Here is a 17,243-nt window from a genome sequence, read left to right on the forward strand (position 1 = left end):
TTTGAGGGAGGATATGCCGTGATAAAAAAAATTAAAGTCAGTACTGTTGTATGCGGTGGTTTTATTGCTTTTTCGGCCTTTTTCTTATATGAAGCATCGAAACTTGAATACTGGAGCAGTAAGTATGCTCCAGGTCCGGGATTTATCCCGCGTTGGGCAGGCGGCGCAATGTTGGTGCTTTCCATTATAGCTTTTATTCAATCCCTGCGAGAAGATGGTGTGACACTCTCTGAAGCTCTACCATCAGATCGAAAACGCCGTATAAACCTTTATGTTTGCTGGCTTGGACTAATATTCTTTTTACTTTTTGTTGAAAAGTTGGGTTTTGTTATTGCCGGCAGTCTTTTACTAACAGCTTTATTTAGCAGAGGAGTTAGATGGTATAAAGCTGCGATTATTGGTACTGCTGTTACTCTGTGTTTCTTTTTTATCTTTAAATCTCTTTTACAAGTACAAGTTCCAACCAACGTTTTTGGATGGTAAGAGAGGGGGGAATGGAGTTGAGCGGAACATTTAGCTATTTAATAAGTGGTTTTGCCACTGTGCTAAGTGGCATGAATTTACTGTATTGTGCGATTGGCGTTATATTCGGTATGCTAGTAGGTGTACTTCCCGGACTTGGCCCTACGGCAGGTACAGCAATCTTGCTTCCTATGACGTTTGGAATGACCCCGGCCGAATCAATTATAATGCTTGCAGGTATATACTATGGCGCCATGTATGGCGGCACTATTACGTCGGTTCTGATTAATACTCCGGGAGAAACTGCGTCAGTTATCACTTGCCTCGATGGATATCCATTAGCAAGACAAGGCCGAGCTGGTGCTGCATTAGGTGTTGCGGCGATTGGTTCTTTTATTGGCGGAATGATTGCATTGTTAGGTCTTTTATTAGTTGGTCCGGTACTTGCTAATCAAGCTTTGAAATTTGGTCCTCCTGAGTTCTTTTGCTTAATTCTGATGGGACTTTCATTAGTAATAAGCTTACTGGGCAAATCGGTAGTAAAAGGATTAATAGCTGCTCTTCTCGGTCTGATGTTGTCGCTAGTAGGAGTCGATCCTTTTAATGGCACTATACGGTTTGCCTTTGGGCAGCCAAATCTTATCAGCGGTATTAACTTTATTGCAGTATCGATGGGCATCTTTGCATTAACAGAAATCTTTGCAAATCTTGCTGAGGATCTAACTGTCAAAAAAGAAATTCCTAAAATACAAAGCATGTTTCCCTATAAAGATGAATGGCCAATCGTTTTAAAATCAATCTTTCGCGGTAGCTTTATCGGGTTTTTTATGGGTCTTATCCCCGGATGCGGTTCATCGATTCCTACTGTAATTAGCTATTCCGTTGAAAAAAAACTATCGAAACATCCGGAAAAATTTGGTACCGGAGTAATAGAAGGAGTTGCCGCCCCTGAAACAGCAAATAATGCTTTTTGTGGTGGCGCACTTATCCCGATGTTTACTTTGGGAATACCTACATCTCCAGCAATGGCAATGCTGATGGGGGCTTTTATTATGCATGGCGTAGCTCCGGGTCCGACACTTTTCTCTGAACATCCGGAAGTTGTATGGCCAGTAATTGCCAGTATGTTTATCGGCAATCTATTGCTTGTTGTTATGAACTTGCCTCTTGCAAATGTTTGGGCGCAGATTACAAAAGTTCCTAATAAATATTTATTTCCATCGATTATTATTGTAAGCATCCTTGGCGTTTATAGTATCAATTATAATTTATTTGATGTGTGGGTTATGGTAATTGCCGGTTTAATTGCTTATTTTATGAAAATGGCTGATTTTCCTATGGTTCCGCTGATATTGACTTTTATACTAGGCGACAATCTTGAGCTCGCGCTTGACCAGTCAATGACTATGTTTCGCGGAGATATGACGCAAATTTTTCATCGTCCTATTTGCGTGGTCCTTATTACTATAATTGTTGGGGCATTGTTTATTGGTATAATAGGAAAAGCCAAAATTAAAGAAAAACTAGGTGACAAAGAATCTGAAATTTAGTACCACATAATCTTGCATCATGCATTTTATATGGTTATATAAAGGTGGCATAATATATGGTTAAAATAGGATTTATAGGTTTTGGAGAAGCAGCATTTAATATAAGCATCGGTCTTCGCGATGAAGGCGTTTCAGGAATTGTGGCCTATGACACAATGGCAGACCAAAAGCCGATGCGTGAACTGATTGAACGCCGTGCCGTTGAGGCGCAAGTAAAATTACTGCCAAGTCCTGAGGATGTGGCCAGATATGCTGACGTTGTAATTATCTCAGTTCCATCGAGTTACACCATTGATGCTTGCCGCTCAATTGTTAATTCACTATCTAGAGGACAAATTTATGTAGACGTAAGTGCATCAACACCTGAAATAAAAAAACAAGAATGGGAACTGATTAAAGACAAAGGGGTTCTATTTTCCGACAGTGCAATGTTGGGATCGCTTCCGCTAAGCCGTCATAAGGTTCCTATTATAGCAAGCGGCAATGGGGCTCAAGCTTTTCATGACGCGCTTACGCCTTATGGTATGAAAATTGAAGTGGTTAGCGAAACACCCGGCGTGGCTTCAGCGATTAAGCTTGTGCGTAGCATATTTATGAAGGGCTTAGCAGCACTGATGTTTGAGATGCTTGATGGAGCTGAGGCACATAATGTTTCAGAATATGTTATAAATTCAATTGGCACATCGCTTGATGGGATACCTTTCAAAGATCATCTTAACCGTCTGGTCAGCAGCACAGCAATTCATGCTCATCGTCGTGCTGCAGAGCTTGAAGGCGCTATTAAAATGCTTGAAGAGGCTAATCTCTGCAGCGTTATGACTGCTGCTGCCCGAAAGCGTCACATGATGCTTGAACGATATGAATTTGATAAATTGTTTATTGACAGGCAGCCTTCAGACTGGAAAGAGATTTTTTCTATTATCAAAAATTACGACAAAAACTGATTGAAACTTTTAAGCCTAACCTTTTTAGTTAACATCTGTATCCGAACAAAGCATAAGGAAAGGTGACATCATTGAAAACAGTTGCGATTGTAGGCGATTACAGCCCAATCATTTTAGACAAATTAGAACGTAGGTTATCTTCAAACTTCAATTGTATTTGGATTTCTAAAAGAGAAGATTTTTACAAATTAAAAGAAGCCGATTACATGATTTTACGAGGATTCAAGATAGACGCCGATACTCTTGATGCTTTTGGAGAAAAGCTGAAACTGATTCAACGATGGGGCGTTGGATATGACGGTGTAGATATAGAACATGCCGGTAAACTGGGAATTGCTGTTGCAATTACCAGCGGCGTCAATGCCAATGCAGTTTCGGAATTAGTGATTGGGTTAATAATTGCTCTCTACCGCCATCTTATTCCTCTACATAATGCTCTAGTATCTGGGACTTGGAATCAGAAGGATTATTTCGATGAAACATTTGAAATTAAGGGTAAAACAGTTGGGCTTCTAGGCTGCGGCAATATAGGCCGTCTTGTAGCCCGAAAAGTTCAAGCTTTTGATGCTCATGTGGTTTATTATGATCCTTGCCGATTGCCACTTGAAAGAGAACATGAGCTTGCACTTCGATATTTGGAGGTTGATGAACTGCTGTCACAGTCTGATATTGTTAGCTTGCATATGCCGGCAATTCCCGAGACCCAAGGACTTGTAAACGAGTCTTTTATAGCGAAAATGAAACATTCTGCCGTTCTTATCAACACAGCTCGCGGCAGCATTGTAAATGAACCTGACTTATATAATGCTTTGAGACAACGCCAGATATTTGGCGCCGGGCTTGATACTTTTGCGCAAGAACCCACATCACCGGATAATCCCCTTCTTCAGTTAGACAATGTTGTGACTACACCACATATAGGCGGCAATACAGCCGACACAAGAGATGAAATGATTAAACACGTTGCCGACAATATTTTCCGCATCGAGAGAAATGAGCTATTACCACCCGGGGATTTAGTAAATGGTCAATTTTTAAAGAATAATTAAGATAAAATGTAAAAATATTAAAAATATTGAGGAGGACGAATATGAAAAGAAGTCTAATATGTCTTATTCTTGTATTGCTAATGGCAATTTCGATGGTCGGATGTTCAAATACTAATACTTCAAGTGAACCTGCTTCAAATTCTACAGAACCTTCCGAAAAATCTAGTGATTTTCCATCTCGTCCAATAACTTGGATTGTGCCATGGAAACCTGGAGGAGCAAATGATATCTGTGCGCGTCTTATAGCTCCTGAACTAGAGAAAATACTTGGCGTCCCGGTCAAAATTACAAATACTGAAGGAGCAGGAGGCTGGATTGGCTACGACATGCTTCTCTCGTCTGATGCAGACGGATATACCATTTGCAGCGTTTCGCTGCCGGGAATGATTGCAAACTATCTTAATCCGGATGCTAATCGCAAAAATACCTATAAAGATTTTGCACCGCTTGTGAATTTTGCCCGCGATTACATTGTTGTGTGCATACGCCCCGATGAAGATCGGTTCAGCACATTTAAGGAAATTTATGAGTACAGTAAAACACATGAGCTCACTGTGGCAGGTACTTCGGGTGCAGGTGATGACGGAATAGCCATTGCACAGTTTAATCTACTAGAAGGTGCTAAATTTGTCCAACTTGCAACCACCGGGTCTTCTGAGTCGCTTACTAATTTACTTGGTAAGCATGCGGATATCTGTGTTATGAATGTCAGCGAGGTAGGCAATCCGATTAAGGCCGGGCAGATAAAAGTCGTTGCAGCAGCCGCTCCGGAGCGTGTAAAGCAACTTCCTGAAGTGCCGACGATTTTAGAAGAAACAGGAGTTTCAATTATTGCTGATAGCTCAAGAGGTATCATTACCAAGGCAGGTGTTCCTGAGGATGCTTTGAAAATTTTAACTGACGCTATTATAGAAGCACTTCAAACTCCAAGCCTCAAAGAGCAATTAGCTGCTCAAGGGATCGAAGTTGAAATCCTTCAAGGGGAGGATTATGAAAAATACATGCAGGAAGTCGAAGAAATGATGGCTGAGCTTGGACCTAAGTATTTTGGTTGGAAAATCAATAAGTAGTGCAGCTGCGACAACTACAAAATCTACCGAATATATTCTGATTTAATATTAAAATGCATAAATGTCTCCACGCCTTATCAGAGCATGGAGACATTTATAGTTTAATCTTAATAAGCTGTACTTATAAACGCAAAATTTTAAGTAGGATGGGAAAGCAAAGCTCTATTTAATAACTATTAGATAGATAAGAAATTTACACTCTAGGAAAGGATGGTGAAAACCAATGGAAGTTTCTAACAATAAAATGCCGCTGGACGAGTTTCTTGCTCAGCGAAAAGATGTGCTAAAAATGTGGAAAACCGGCATTGAAGTAGAAGATTTAGAGCAATCCTTTGCGCTTCATAGAAGACTTGGCGAAAATAAAAATGTTGCTGCTGTCCTTAAAAAGGGTAGAAGTGAAAAACGCACTTTGATATCATTGCGCTGTGGCAAACCAACGGTCGAAGAACAAATAAAAGACTTAATTTATATTCAAGAAGCCGGGGCAGATTTATTGCCCGTAACTTTAGATAGCAACACCAGAAACCTGCACTTTGATGAAAATGAGGAAGCACTGAAAACGGGAAAGAGAATAAACGGTTATCCCATAGTTAATCATGGCGTGCAAGGTGTAAAGCGGATTATGCAAGCAGTTAGTCGTCCTGTTACTATCAAACATGGTTCGGTTGATGCAAGACTTGCGGCAGAAATAGGCTTTGGCGGAGGCTTTTCAGATATAAACGGCAATGTTTACAGCTGGGGGCTTACTTATAATAAGAGTGTTTCTATTCTCAAAGTTTTGAAAGTGCAACAATATATTGCCAGATTAATGGGCTACTATGCTGAAAATGGTATTATCCTTGCCAATGAACAAGGAGGTGGGCAAGGACCTGGTTGCTTTCGTGTTCCTTGCATTTCAATTTCTAATACTATTTTAGGGGCATTAATCTCAGCAGGACAAGGTGCGCGCTGCCTTCAGACAGCATATGGACAAGGGCGAAATCTCGTTCAAGATATTGCCTCAATGCGTGTGCTTCGCAAACTTAGCGATGAATATATGTCTAAGTTGGGATATTCTGATGTAGATATTTATACTATCTTACATCAATGGCAAGGGGCCTTTCCTGAAAATCCTGATGAGGCAATGGGCGTTATTTGTCTTGGAGCTGCCACTGCCGTACTTGGCGGAGCTGATATTTCAGTTATCAAATCTACTCAAGAAGGAGTCGGTATACCAACTATGGAGTCTAATGCAGCTGGTGTTAGAGCTACACGGGAAATTATACACATTCTTGGAAATCAACGTATGCCTGACAATTCAGCCCTGGAGGAAGAAATGGCAATAGTTGAAGCAGAATCCCGTGCAATTATTGAAGCGGTTCTTGACATTGGCAATGGCGATCCGGCGCTTGGCACAATTAAAGGAATTGAAGCCGGCATAGTTGAGGTTCCATTTACACCTAGTATTTATAACTATGGCAAAGCAATTCCGGTTTGTGACGCTAATGGAGCGTATAGGTTTCTTGAATGCGGTAATCTGCCATTTCCCCAGTGGGTCAAGGATTATAACAAGAAGAAAATTGATGAAAGAGTAGCCTTAGAACGTGGAAGACGACAGCCGTACGAAATGGTGCTTGATGATGTGTTTTGTATGATAATGGATAGAGCTCAGAATGAATATTCTGTATCTATTCATATAAATAGTTGTCAAGAAGAAGACGAAAATGACATTAAGGCGCTTTACGATGATAATATTGTGATGGGTGTTATAGGTTCGGATTCACATGCGATTGGAAATCGTATCTTGGAATATGCTTTAACCTCTGCTGGGTTTCACATAACAAATTTAGGTTCTTTTGTTAGCCAGGAAGACTTCATTAATGCAGCGCTTGAAACCGATGCGAAGGTTATATTGGTTTCATCGCTTGGAGGCCATGCTGCTGTCGACTGCGAAGGATTCAAACAAAAATTAATAGAAGCAGGGCTCGGACATGTCTTGCTTTATATCGGAGGAAACCTAGCAGTTGGAAAGACAGACTGGGAAATCATCGAGAAACAGTTTAAGGATCTTGGTTTTAACCGTATTGCCAAACCAAATACCCGTCCAATTGTTACAATAAAATGGTTAAATGAAGATCTTGCCAAATTTCATTGACAGAATTTAAACGATACTATTTTAAGATAGGAGGCCCGCCAAATGGAGAATAAAAAAACTACGCGTTTAAAAAATTTACTAATTCCCGGTAAGCCGCTTATATGTCCTGGCGCTTATGATGTATTAAGTGCAAAAATAATTGAGAAAATAGGTTTTCAAGCACTACAAGTATCCGGATTTGGTGTTGCAGGTTCGATACTTGGATTACCAGATATCGCCGTTCTTTCACTAACTCAAATGCTTGATGTTACCCGTAATATCTGTCATGCTGTGAATATTCCCGTAATGGCTGACGGCGATACCGGCTTTGGAAATGCTGTAAACGTCTATTATACAGTTCAGATGTTCGAAGATGCCGGCGCAGCAGGAATCAATCTTGAAGATCAGGTTTTTCCTAAACGCTGTGGACATATGGACGGAAAGATGGTAATTGAAACAGAGGAAATGATAGGGAAAATCAGAGCTGCAGCTGATGCGCGCCGCGATCCGGATTTTATTATTAATGCCCGAACTGACGCTGGTACGCTTTATGGCATAGATGAAGCCATCAGACGCGGTCAAGCATATCTTAAAGCAGGTGCCGATATGATATTTATTGAAGCGCCTAAGATCTCAAAACCGGAAGATATTAAGCGGGCGGTAAAAGAAATTGGGGGAAAGTGCAGTCTTGGAATAGTACTTGGTGGAAAAGCGCCTATTTTAACATATGAGCAGTATTGCGATCTTGGGCTTGCACGTTTGAGTTTTCCGGTAGCGCCGATTGCCGCTGCAGCACATGGCATGGAAGTTGCGCTTACCCACTTGTTTGAAGAAAAAAGCTTTGCAGATGAAGACCGTGATTTGTATTGGGATTTTAAGCAATATACTGATTTTATAGGACTACCTGATGTGCATCAACTAGAACGCCGTTATATGTCTGATGAAGCATTAGAAGAACGTTACAAGCCGTAAAACAGTATTTTGAGATTTGTTTACATTAAATACTTACTCAGAAAGCTAATAAATACGAAATAACAACCAACTCCCTATAATATCATTTTAAGGGAGTTGGTTTTATTTTTTTAGCAAGAAGGATTTTTCGTTTTGAGGTTGAATTATTCAAGTGCAGGATACATTTTGTTGAGTCACAATTTATTACGGTGCCAAGTAAAATTATGCTGCCTAAAGTCAATTTCTACATTAAATGCAAAAACTAAGGAATTGTAGCAGTTGACAAGAAGAACTAATCAGATAAAGTTATAGTTATGAAGTGAATGAAAGTAAAAAAGGAGGGTCATTATGAAAAAAATTCTTGCTTTGTTGTTAACGATTGTTATGATGGTTGGTTTGCTGACCGGATGCGGCGGTGGAGGCGGCGGCACATCTGAAAGCAAAACACCTGCGGAGGACGAACAGGCTCCAAAGAAAAAGATAGCTCTTTTATGTGATGTGGCAGGTACTCAGGTTTTTGTTTTAAGCATGATAAATGGATTAAAGGATAGTGCTCAAGAATACGGATTTGAGCCTATTGTTACCGAATGCGCCGATGCTGCGGCATTTGAAGACAATGCACGCGCCTTAATTGAAGAAGGCGTGGATCTAATTATCGGCGGCGGCTGGCAGGCCGGGGATGCTATCAATAAGGTGGCTACGGAATTTCCGGATGCTGCAGACTATGCATTAATAGATGCTGAAGTAGAAGCAGAGAACGTCAAATGCATCTCTTATAGAGAGCAAGAAGGCGCATATCTTGTAGGCATGATTGCAGCTTATGTTACAGATGAGAATGACAAATTGTTCGGCTCGATACATGTTAACCAGGGAGCAGGTTCATGGAAGTGGCGCTATGGTTATATGGAAGGCGTAAAGGCCATTAAGCCCGATGCAAAATTTATCTTTAATTACACGGGAAACTTTAACGATCCGGCAAAAGCAAAGGAATTTGCTATTCAGCAGTATGAACAAGGCTGTAAGTTTATCAACGGAGCCTCGGCAGGCGGAGACAAGGGGATTTTTGAAGCGGCAAAAGAAAAGGGATTTTATACCTCGGGTCAAGATGTTGATTTAACAACCCCTGACAATCCCTATATCGTAACATCTCAGATAAAAGACACATATGCTACCGTAAAATATCTTGTGCAAAAATATATGACAGAAGAGTGGACAACAGACAATGAAACCTGGGGTGTAAAAGAAGGCACAATTGGAGCTGTCCATGTAACTCACGAAGGTAAGGGTCCTATACCTGAAAGCTTAACAGCTGAAGAGCTTAACAAAGTAAAACAGGCTGCTGAGGATATAAAAACAGGCAAGCTGGATTTGGCAAATATGCCTGCTGAAGAGGATTATAAGTAGATATGGTTTTATAGTATTAATTAATAGGGGCGGCTTGCCGCCTCTATTAAGAACTTTGGGCCGTTTTTGAAATAAACCTAGGATTGTTTTCAAAGACCTCCTTGGAAGTTTTATAGATTATAGGGGTGCATTGAGTTGCTTCTAAGAATGGAAAATATCACTAAGTTATATGGCTCTCTTTTAGCAAATGATAATGTGAGCTTAACGTTAGATAAAGGTGAAATTCTCGCAATTGTTGGCGAAAATGGAGCAGGTAAATCTACATTAATGAAGATTCTTTATGGACTTGAAATGCCAACCAGTGGAGAAATATACATAAATGATAAGCTTTGCGATTTCAAAAGCCCGATGGATGCTATACGACAAGGAATAGGGATGGTGCAGCAAAATTTTATGCTTTTTAATCCTTTTACTGTGGCTGAAAACATCGTGTACGGTAAAGAGCCGCGAAGCCACAGAATTTTTTTTGATAGGAGAAAAGCGGCTGAAATTGTAAGGGAATTGTGCAGAAAGTACGGCCTTGAAATAGACCCTGAACTTAAGGTGGAGGATTGCCCCGTAGGTCTTCAACAAAGAGTGGAGATTTTAAAGGTTTTATACAAAGATGCTGAAATCATTATTCTCGATGAGCCTTCAGCGGTATTAACCCCGCAAGAAGTAGACGAACTTTTAAAGACTATAAAAGGACTTGCAGCATTGGGCAAGAGCATAATACTAATAACACATAAACTTCAAGAGGTTATGGACGTTGCAGATAGAATTATGGTCATGAGAGAGGGCAAGCGCATCGCTGAGGTTAAAAAGACAGAAACGAGTATTGAAGAACTTTCGTATCTGATGGTGGGAAGAAGACTTGCTGCGAGAAAAGTTGAAAAACAAAAATCGGGTAAAAATGTTTTAAAAATAGAAAATCTTACATATGTAACTCCTGAGAAGAAAAATGTTTTAAAAGGGGTTAATATTCATGTAGACGAAGGCGAAATAGTGGGAATAGCCGGAGTATCCGGCAACGGGCAATCAGAGTTAATTCAGTGTATAACAGGTATGATCGCTCCTACCGGCGGTAAAATTTTGCTCGATGGCAAAGATATTACAGGCAGGCCTGTCTGGGAAGTAAGGTATTCGGGGCTATCGCATATACCTGAAGACAGGTATTACATGGGATGCGCTAAAGATGCCAATTTAGTAGAAGTTGCTATAATGGGCCATCATATCAAGCCTGCATACTCACAAAAAGGAATTTTGAAAACTACAGAGATTAGAAAATTTACACGGAATCTGCTTACAAAATATGATGTAAGGCACAGCAGCTTAACCCAAAAGGCAAAAGAATTATCAGGCGGGAATATTCAAAAGCTTATAGTTGCAAGAGAAATAGAGCATGGGAATAAATTTTTGGTTGCGGCAGAACCTACTCGCGGTGTGGATATAGGTGCTATGGAGTTTATACATGACAAAATACTGGAAGTAAGATCAAAAGGCGGCGCGGTGCTGCTTATTTCTTCAGAGCTTACAGAGATTTTATCACTTTCCGACAGAATATATGTTATGTACGGCGGCAATACAAACGGCGAATTTACTAGAGAAGAAGCAACTTCTGAAAAACTGGGGCTGTTAATGATGGGAGGCAAATTAAATGAATAACGATACTCAAAAGAGCTTTATAAAAATTTGCCTAAAAGCATGGAATGCCTTAAAACAGCCTATAATAGCAACGGTTTTTGGGCTACTAATCGGAGCAGTATTAATTTTGACAACAGGTGAAAACCCCATTAATATATATAATCAAATGTTTAGAAAATCATTTCTTGAGCCCTATTATTTAATGCAAACCTTGACACGAGCAACACCTGTAATAATTTGCGCTATAGCCACAGCAGCGGCATGGAGAGCGGGAAATATTAACATAGGGGTAGAAGGACAGATGATCATAGGTTCTTTTACAGCCACCGCATGCGCGCTTTATTTATCAGGCCCTCCTATATTTGTGTTGACAGTTTCAATATTATTGGGAATGATGGCAGGGGCGCTTTATTCCACAATTGCAGCCGCCCTGAATTTAAGATTTGGCACATCGATTGTTATATGCACTCTTATGATGAATTATATCGCAAATTATATTGCCAGTTATTTTGTAAATTTTCCCCTAAAAGATCCCCATGGAGATCCTATTGCGGCTCAGACGGCGGTCATAGATAAAAGCCTTCATTTTCTTAAGCTTTCCAGCAGGAGCACTCTTAATATAGGATTTCTTATTGCTGTCGGAATAACGCTCTTATTTATTTTTATTTCCCAAAGGACTGTATTCGGTTATGAATCGAAAATGACAGGATTAAACCCTGTTTTTGCTCACTACGGAGGCGTAAACCAGAGACAAGTCACGCTCAAGACAATGGCGTTAAGCGGTGCTATTGCGGCAGTGGCGGGTATATGCGAGATTTTTGGAGTAAAGTATCGCTACATTGATTCTATGTTTGTAAGCGGAGGTTATGCATGGACAGGTCTTATGGCCGCGCTGATAGCAAATCTTGATCCTGTAGGCATGTTTTTTGCTTCTACATTTCTTGCAGGATTACAAGTGGGTGGTCAATCCATTCAGCGCACCTCTAATATTCCTTATCAAATGGCTACGGTTATCCAATCATGCATAACACTTTTTGTGTCAGTTAAGCTTACCTTTGATTTTATAAAATGGAAAAGGCACGCCAAAACAGGCGCCGACAAGGAGGCAGATTAGGGTGGACTCTAATTACATAGCAAGCCTTATAAATTCTACGCTCAGATCTACTACGCCTGTTTTACTTGTAGCGCTGGGATCTGCAATATGTAGCCAGGTAGGTGTATTTAATATTGCTCTTGAAGGCCAGATGCTTATAGCTTCATTTACTTCAATAGTTGTAAATTATTTAACCGGTAGTGTCTTGCTTGCGATTATTGCAGGGATAATATCTGGTACAATTATCGGTGCTATCGTAGCTGTTGTTCAAGTTAAATACCAAGCTGCCGATATGGTAGTGGGTAACTCGCTTAATCTTTTAGTCGCAGGCCTTACAAGTATATTGCTTTTTGTGATTTTAGGAGTAAGAGGAAGCTTCAGTAGTCCGGATTTGATACCTCTAGGCAAGATAAATATATCTTTTATAAGAGCATTGCCTTTTATCGGCAGAGTTTTGGCAGATTTGACTGTTGTTGATTATATTTCTTATGTAATAGCGATATTGATGTATATTTTTCTTTTCAAAACAGTTGCCGGTTTTAGGGTTCATTCTATTGGAATCAATAAAGAAGCGGCAGAGAGCCTTGGAGTAAATACACTTAAAATCAGGATGACAGCAGTTGCATTTTCCGGAGCATTATCAGGGCTTGGGGGCAGTGTGCTTAGCATGGGGCAAGTAACTCTCTTTACAGAAAACATGACAGCCGGCCGGGGCTTTATAGCAATGGCTGCTGCCGGAATGGGGCAAAACCATCCTTTGTATGTGATAGGCTCAAGCCTATTGTTTGGCGCTGCTCAAACCTTGAGTGTTTCCCTGCAAAATATAATTCCCAGCCAGCTGACAATGACAATTCCCTATATTATTACGATAATAGCCCTTTCTGTTTTTGGCTACAGGACAAGAAAGCAAAAATCCATGAAATAAATGTTGCTTTTTGCCTATAGGATTGATAAAATTAGGGTGCATTAAGTCAACTCAAAAACGTCCGGCATCCTAAAAAGGAGCTGGAACGGAGGTGAAAACATGAAAACTGATTTTACAGTTAATCGCCGATACACGCGAACATTGACGGTATCAGGCTTGCTTGGAGCTTTATCGGTAGTGTTGGGTTTGACGCCCTTAGGCTTTATACCGGTTCCTACAGCGGCAGGCCATGCCACGATAATGCATGTACCGGCAATTTTAGGCGCTGTTTTGGAGGGACCAACAACGGGAGCCTTAACAGGCTTAATTTTTGGCCTTTACAGTCTTTTAAGGGCAAGCAGTCCGCTTTTTGCAGACCCTTTGATAGCCTTAGTGCCTAGAATCCTAATCGGCGTAGTAACATACCAGGTATATCGCCTTACCCATAGCGATGGATTGGCTGCAGCCTTCGGGAGCATGACCAACACCTTAGGCGTTATGGGCTTAGCTGTGCTAAGAGGCTATGTGCCGGCACCGGCAGCATGGATAGTGGTGCTGACTCATGGTATACCTGAGATGATCGTTGCCGTAGTTATTACTGTAATAATTTGTAAAGCTATGCGAAAAAGCAGAAGGTGAACTTATGATCCTTGCAATTGACGTAGGAAATACAAACCTGGTTTTTGGAATTTATCACAATGACAGTCTCGCAGCATCATATAGGATAGCAACACATCATGATTATACAGAAGATGAATACAGTCTTGTTTTTACTTCACTGCTGCATTTAAAAGATTTGGATCGCAACAGCATTGAGGGAGGAATCATTTCATCTGTTGTTCCGTCACTGACTGTTGTCTTGGAAAAAATGTGCAAAAAGTATTTTGAATTTACACCCATAATAGTTGGCCCGGGAATTAGAAGCGGTATAAATATAAAATATGAAAACCCGAAAGAAGTAGGAGCCGACCGCATTGTCAATGCAGTAGCCGCTCTTTATAAATATGGCGGACCGGCTATAATTATAGATTTTGGCACTGCAACTACTTTTGATGCCTTGACAGCGGAAGGGGATTATCTTGGGGGTGCTATAGCACCCGGAATAGGTATATCTTCTGAGGCGCTTTTTAAAAGCGCTGCGAAATTGTATAGGGTAGAAATAGCAAAACCCGAAAGAGTAATCGGAAAAAACACGGCATCCAGCATACAATCAGGAATATACAACGGATATGTGGGCCTAGTTGAAAATATTGTAGACAAGATGAAAGAAGAAATGGGCGGTGGTTCGATATGCACTATTGCCACAGGCGGCCTAGCCCCCTTGATATGCAGCAATGCAAGAAATATTGACAGAGTTGACATGATGCTTACCCTTGATGGATTAAACTTACTTTATGAAAAAAATACTGTTAAAAGTTAAGGGAAAACCTGGGTTTTCCCTTAACTTTTTGTAATTATAGGCTTTAGCACATCAAGCAAGCAAAACAATAAGCCATCCGTATAACGGGTGTTTATGATTAAAGGCAAGGTTAGATTTGGAGGTTTAAGATATTGCAGACAGGTTATTCTGATGTACCGCTTTATTTAGCGCCTATGGCAGGCGTTACCGATTTGCCCTTTAGACTTATATGCAAAAAATTAGGTGCGGATGTTCTGATAACCGAGATGATTAGCACTCGGGGGATTGTTTATAATGATTTAAAAACAAAAAAACTATTTATAATAGACGAAGAAGAAAAGCCAATAGGGGTTCAGCTTTTTGGAAACAATCCGGAAGATTTTAAAATAGCAGTTAAAAAAATTGATCATATGTCTTTTGACTTTATAAATATAAATATGGGGTGTCCGACTCCAAAAATAGTTAAAAACGGCGATGGATGTGCCCTGATGAGAGATATGAAACTTGCGTCAAGTATAATAAAATCAACTGCCGAAGCCTCCACAAAACCTGTATCCGTTAAGATTAGAAAAGGATGGGACGAGGAGAGCGTAAATGCAGTTGAGTTTTCACAAATGGCGCAAGAAAGTGGTGCATCGATGATTATAGTTCATGGCAGAACAAGGGAAATGTTTTACTCAGGTAAGGCAGATTGGGATATAATAAAAAAAGTAAAGGACAAAGTGAGTATACCTGTCATAGGAAACGGAGATATATTTACTCCTGAAGATGCACTTTCCATGCTCTCTAAAACCGGTTGTGACGGAATAATGGTAGGGCGCGGCGCTTTAGGGAATCCATGGATTTTTAGAGACATCAAGCACTTTCTTGCAACAGGAGAAAAACTTTCCCCTCCCACCTTAGACGAAAGGCTTCAGATAATGATGCTGCATTTAGACAAAGCCATATCATATCATGGCTTGAGACTTGGCATACTTGAAATGCGCAAACATCTGGCTTGGTATATAAAGGGTTTGCCTCATTCCGCTCCCGTTAAAAATACTCTACAAAAATGCAAAGATGTTACATCTATTAAAGAAATACTAAATGACTATTTTGCAAAATTAGCTCAACAAGGCTATCAATAAAGGTATTTGCTGGTAAATCAAGAGAAAGCCAAAATTATTTTCTCTTGATTTTTTTTGTGAGTTGATATAAAATGATGTGAGCACAAAAGTGTGCACAAGGAGGTGCCGCTGTGGATTTTATAAGGATTGGCGGTAAGCTTATTAGCATATCCCGAATAGAAAATACCATTCAAGAAATGCTGATTTTGCGACAGCAAGGAGTTTCTCAAGCGGATGTAGCTAAAAAGTTTAACACTGACAGGACCTTCTTATCTCGCTTGGAGAGCTTAGGAGAAATAAGAAAGGGGAAAACCATAGCAATAGTTGGATTTCCAATAAAAAACACAGAAGAACTTAAACAAATGGCAGCTCAGGAAGGCGTAGACTTTACATTGATTATGAATGATAAAGAACGCTGGGATTTTGTGTATGAAAAAAGCGGAATAGAGCTGCTAAATGAAGTTATGGGAATCATCTACCAGGTAAGACAATATGATGTAGTTGTTTTATTCGGCTCAGATCAAAGACTTCGACTTTTTAAAGCACTTTTAGACAAAGAAGTCATACCTGTAAATATCGGTAAATCACCTATAACAGAAGATGTTTATGTAGATCCTGAAAACCTAAAAGAAATTATAAAAACCATAAAGAAGGAAGATTAAAATGAAGCATGTTATGAGCGTGAGCATAGGTTCTTCCAAAAGAGATCATAAAGTGGAGACAGAAATTTTAGGAGAAAAATTCATAATAGAGCGTGTGGGAACTGACGGAAACATAGAAAAAGCCATTGAAATCATAAAAGAAAACGATGGCAAAGTAAGTGCTTTCGGCATGGGGGGGATAGACCTTTATGTTTGCATCGGCAATAAGCGATTTACAATAAGAGACGCAGTGCCGATTGCCCAAGCGGCTAAAATATCTCCTATCGTGGACGGCTCGGGTTTAAAAAATACTCTTGAGCGCCGAGTAGTGAACTACCTTGCCGAAAACAAAATCGTGGATTTTGAAGGTAAGAAAGTGCTCTTAGTCTGCGGCCTAGATAGGTTTGGCATGGCAGAGGCTTTAGATAAAACCGGGTGTAAGTTGACATTTGGGGACCTTATTTTTACAGTAGGAGTGCCAATTCCAATAAGATCCCTTAAAAGCTTGAATATTTTAGCGAGCATCTTAGCCCCTATTATATGCAAGCTTCCATTTAACATGCTGTATCCTACAGGAGAAAAACAAGAGAAAAAAGCCGGTTCCTCAAAATATGAGCGTTTTTATAATGAGGCAGATATTATTGCCGGTGACTTTCATTTTATAAAGCGCTATATGCCTGATAGGCTTGATGGCAAGATTATATTAACAAATACCGTAACATCGGACGATGTAAAGATGCTGACTCAAAGCGGTGTAAAAATGCTGATTACAACAACACCTGAACTAAATGGCAGATCTTTTGGGACAAATGTCATGGAAGCTGTTCTTGTGTCTCTTTCTGACAAACCTTATAAATCCTTAACTCCAGCAGACTATGAAGAACTTTTAGACAAAATCGGGCTTACCCCAAGAGTAGAGGTTTTAAACTAGAAA

16 protein-coding genes are annotated in these 17,243 nt (G+C 40.1%); all 16 read left to right on the top strand.

The window, feature by feature from the left end; translation table 11 throughout:
- The first annotated feature begins 18 nt into the window (after window positions 1-18).
- A complete protein-coding gene (locus BUE08_RS00400) occupies window positions 19-483 on the top strand; it encodes a tripartite tricarboxylate transporter TctB family protein (RefSeq protein WP_273039864.1) in 465 nt (154 codons plus the stop codon).
- Between the two features lie 17 nt (window positions 484-500).
- The gene (locus BUE08_RS00405) at window positions 501-2,012 is read left to right on the top strand and encodes a tripartite tricarboxylate transporter permease (protein WP_273039863.1); all 1,512 of its coding nucleotides are present in this window, start codon (window positions 501-503) and stop codon (window positions 2,010-2,012) included.
- 56 nt (window positions 2,013-2,068) lie between these two features.
- Window positions 2,069-2,956, top strand: a complete 888-nt coding sequence (locus BUE08_RS00410; RefSeq protein ID WP_273039862.1) for an NAD(P)-dependent oxidoreductase — start codon at window positions 2,069-2,071, stop codon at window positions 2,954-2,956.
- 71 nt (window positions 2,957-3,027) lie between these two features.
- Complete coding sequence (locus BUE08_RS00415) at window positions 3,028-4,005, top strand: 2-hydroxyacid dehydrogenase (protein WP_273039861.1); 978 nt, start codon at window positions 3,028-3,030, stop codon at window positions 4,003-4,005.
- 41 nt (window positions 4,006-4,046) lie between these two features.
- On the top strand, window positions 4,047-5,075 hold the full coding sequence (locus BUE08_RS00420) for a tripartite tricarboxylate transporter substrate binding protein (protein ID WP_273039860.1): 1,029 nt from the start codon (window positions 4,047-4,049) through the stop codon (window positions 5,073-5,075).
- Window positions 5,076-5,298: 223 nt separating this feature from the next.
- The gene (locus BUE08_RS00425; protein WP_286680094.1) at window positions 5,299-7,209 is read left to right on the top strand and encodes a methylaspartate mutase subunit E; all 1,911 of its coding nucleotides are present in this window, start codon (window positions 5,299-5,301) and stop codon (window positions 7,207-7,209) included.
- A gap of 42 nt (window positions 7,210-7,251) precedes the next feature.
- Window positions 7,252-8,160 (top strand): isocitrate lyase/PEP mutase family protein, encoded by a 909-nt coding sequence (locus tag BUE08_RS00430; protein WP_286680095.1) that lies wholly within the window; start codon window positions 7,252-7,254, stop codon window positions 8,158-8,160.
- Window positions 8,161-8,487: 327 nt separating this feature from the next.
- Window positions 8,488-9,543 (top strand): BMP family protein, encoded by a 1,056-nt coding sequence (locus tag BUE08_RS00435; RefSeq protein WP_059031031.1) that lies wholly within the window; start codon window positions 8,488-8,490, stop codon window positions 9,541-9,543.
- A 135-nt stretch (window positions 9,544-9,678) separates the two neighbouring features.
- Window positions 9,679-11,187 carry an ABC transporter ATP-binding protein gene (locus tag BUE08_RS00440; protein ID WP_059031034.1) on the top strand — a complete coding sequence of 503 codons (1,509 nt, stop codon included), beginning with the start codon at window positions 9,679-9,681 and terminating at the stop codon, window positions 11,185-11,187.
- Window positions 11,180-12,280 (top strand): ABC transporter permease, encoded by a 1,101-nt coding sequence (locus tag BUE08_RS00445; protein ID WP_286680096.1) that lies wholly within the window; start codon window positions 11,180-11,182, stop codon window positions 12,278-12,280. Before BUE08_RS00440 ends, BUE08_RS00445 begins: the two co-directional genes overlap by 8 nt.
- 1 nt (window position 12,281) lies before the next feature.
- Entirely contained in the window at window positions 12,282-13,184 is a 903-nt protein-coding gene (locus tag BUE08_RS00450; protein ID WP_286680097.1) for an ABC transporter permease, read from the top strand.
- 99 nt (window positions 13,185-13,283) lie between these two features.
- Window positions 13,284-13,802: an ECF transporter S component gene (locus BUE08_RS00455; protein ID WP_059031040.1), complete on the top strand. Its 519-nt coding sequence runs from the start codon at window positions 13,284-13,286 to the stop codon at window positions 13,800-13,802.
- A gap of 4 nt (window positions 13,803-13,806) precedes the next feature.
- On the top strand, window positions 13,807-14,583 hold the full coding sequence (locus BUE08_RS00460; RefSeq protein ID WP_286680098.1) for a type III pantothenate kinase: 777 nt from the start codon (window positions 13,807-13,809) through the stop codon (window positions 14,581-14,583).
- 131 nt (window positions 14,584-14,714) lie between these two features.
- Window positions 14,715-15,689 carry a tRNA dihydrouridine synthase DusB gene (gene dusB / locus BUE08_RS00465; RefSeq protein WP_286680099.1) on the top strand — a complete coding sequence of 325 codons (975 nt, stop codon included), beginning with the start codon at window positions 14,715-14,717 and terminating at the stop codon, window positions 15,687-15,689.
- Window positions 15,690-15,799: 110 nt separating this feature from the next.
- A complete protein-coding gene (locus BUE08_RS00470; RefSeq protein ID WP_213950600.1) occupies window positions 15,800-16,330 on the top strand; it encodes a transcriptional regulator in 531 nt (176 codons plus the stop codon).
- A gap of 1 nt (window position 16,331) precedes the next feature.
- The gene (locus BUE08_RS00475; RefSeq protein WP_286680100.1) at window positions 16,332-17,240 is read left to right on the top strand and encodes a DUF8754 domain-containing protein; all 909 of its coding nucleotides are present in this window, start codon (window positions 16,332-16,334) and stop codon (window positions 17,238-17,240) included.
- Window positions 17,241-17,243: the final 3 nt, after the last annotated feature.

Source organism: Tepidanaerobacter sp. EBM-49, assembly GCF_001896645.1.
GTDB lineage: Bacteria > Bacillota > Thermosediminibacteria > Thermosediminibacterales > Tepidanaerobacteraceae > Tepidanaerobacter > Tepidanaerobacter syntrophicus.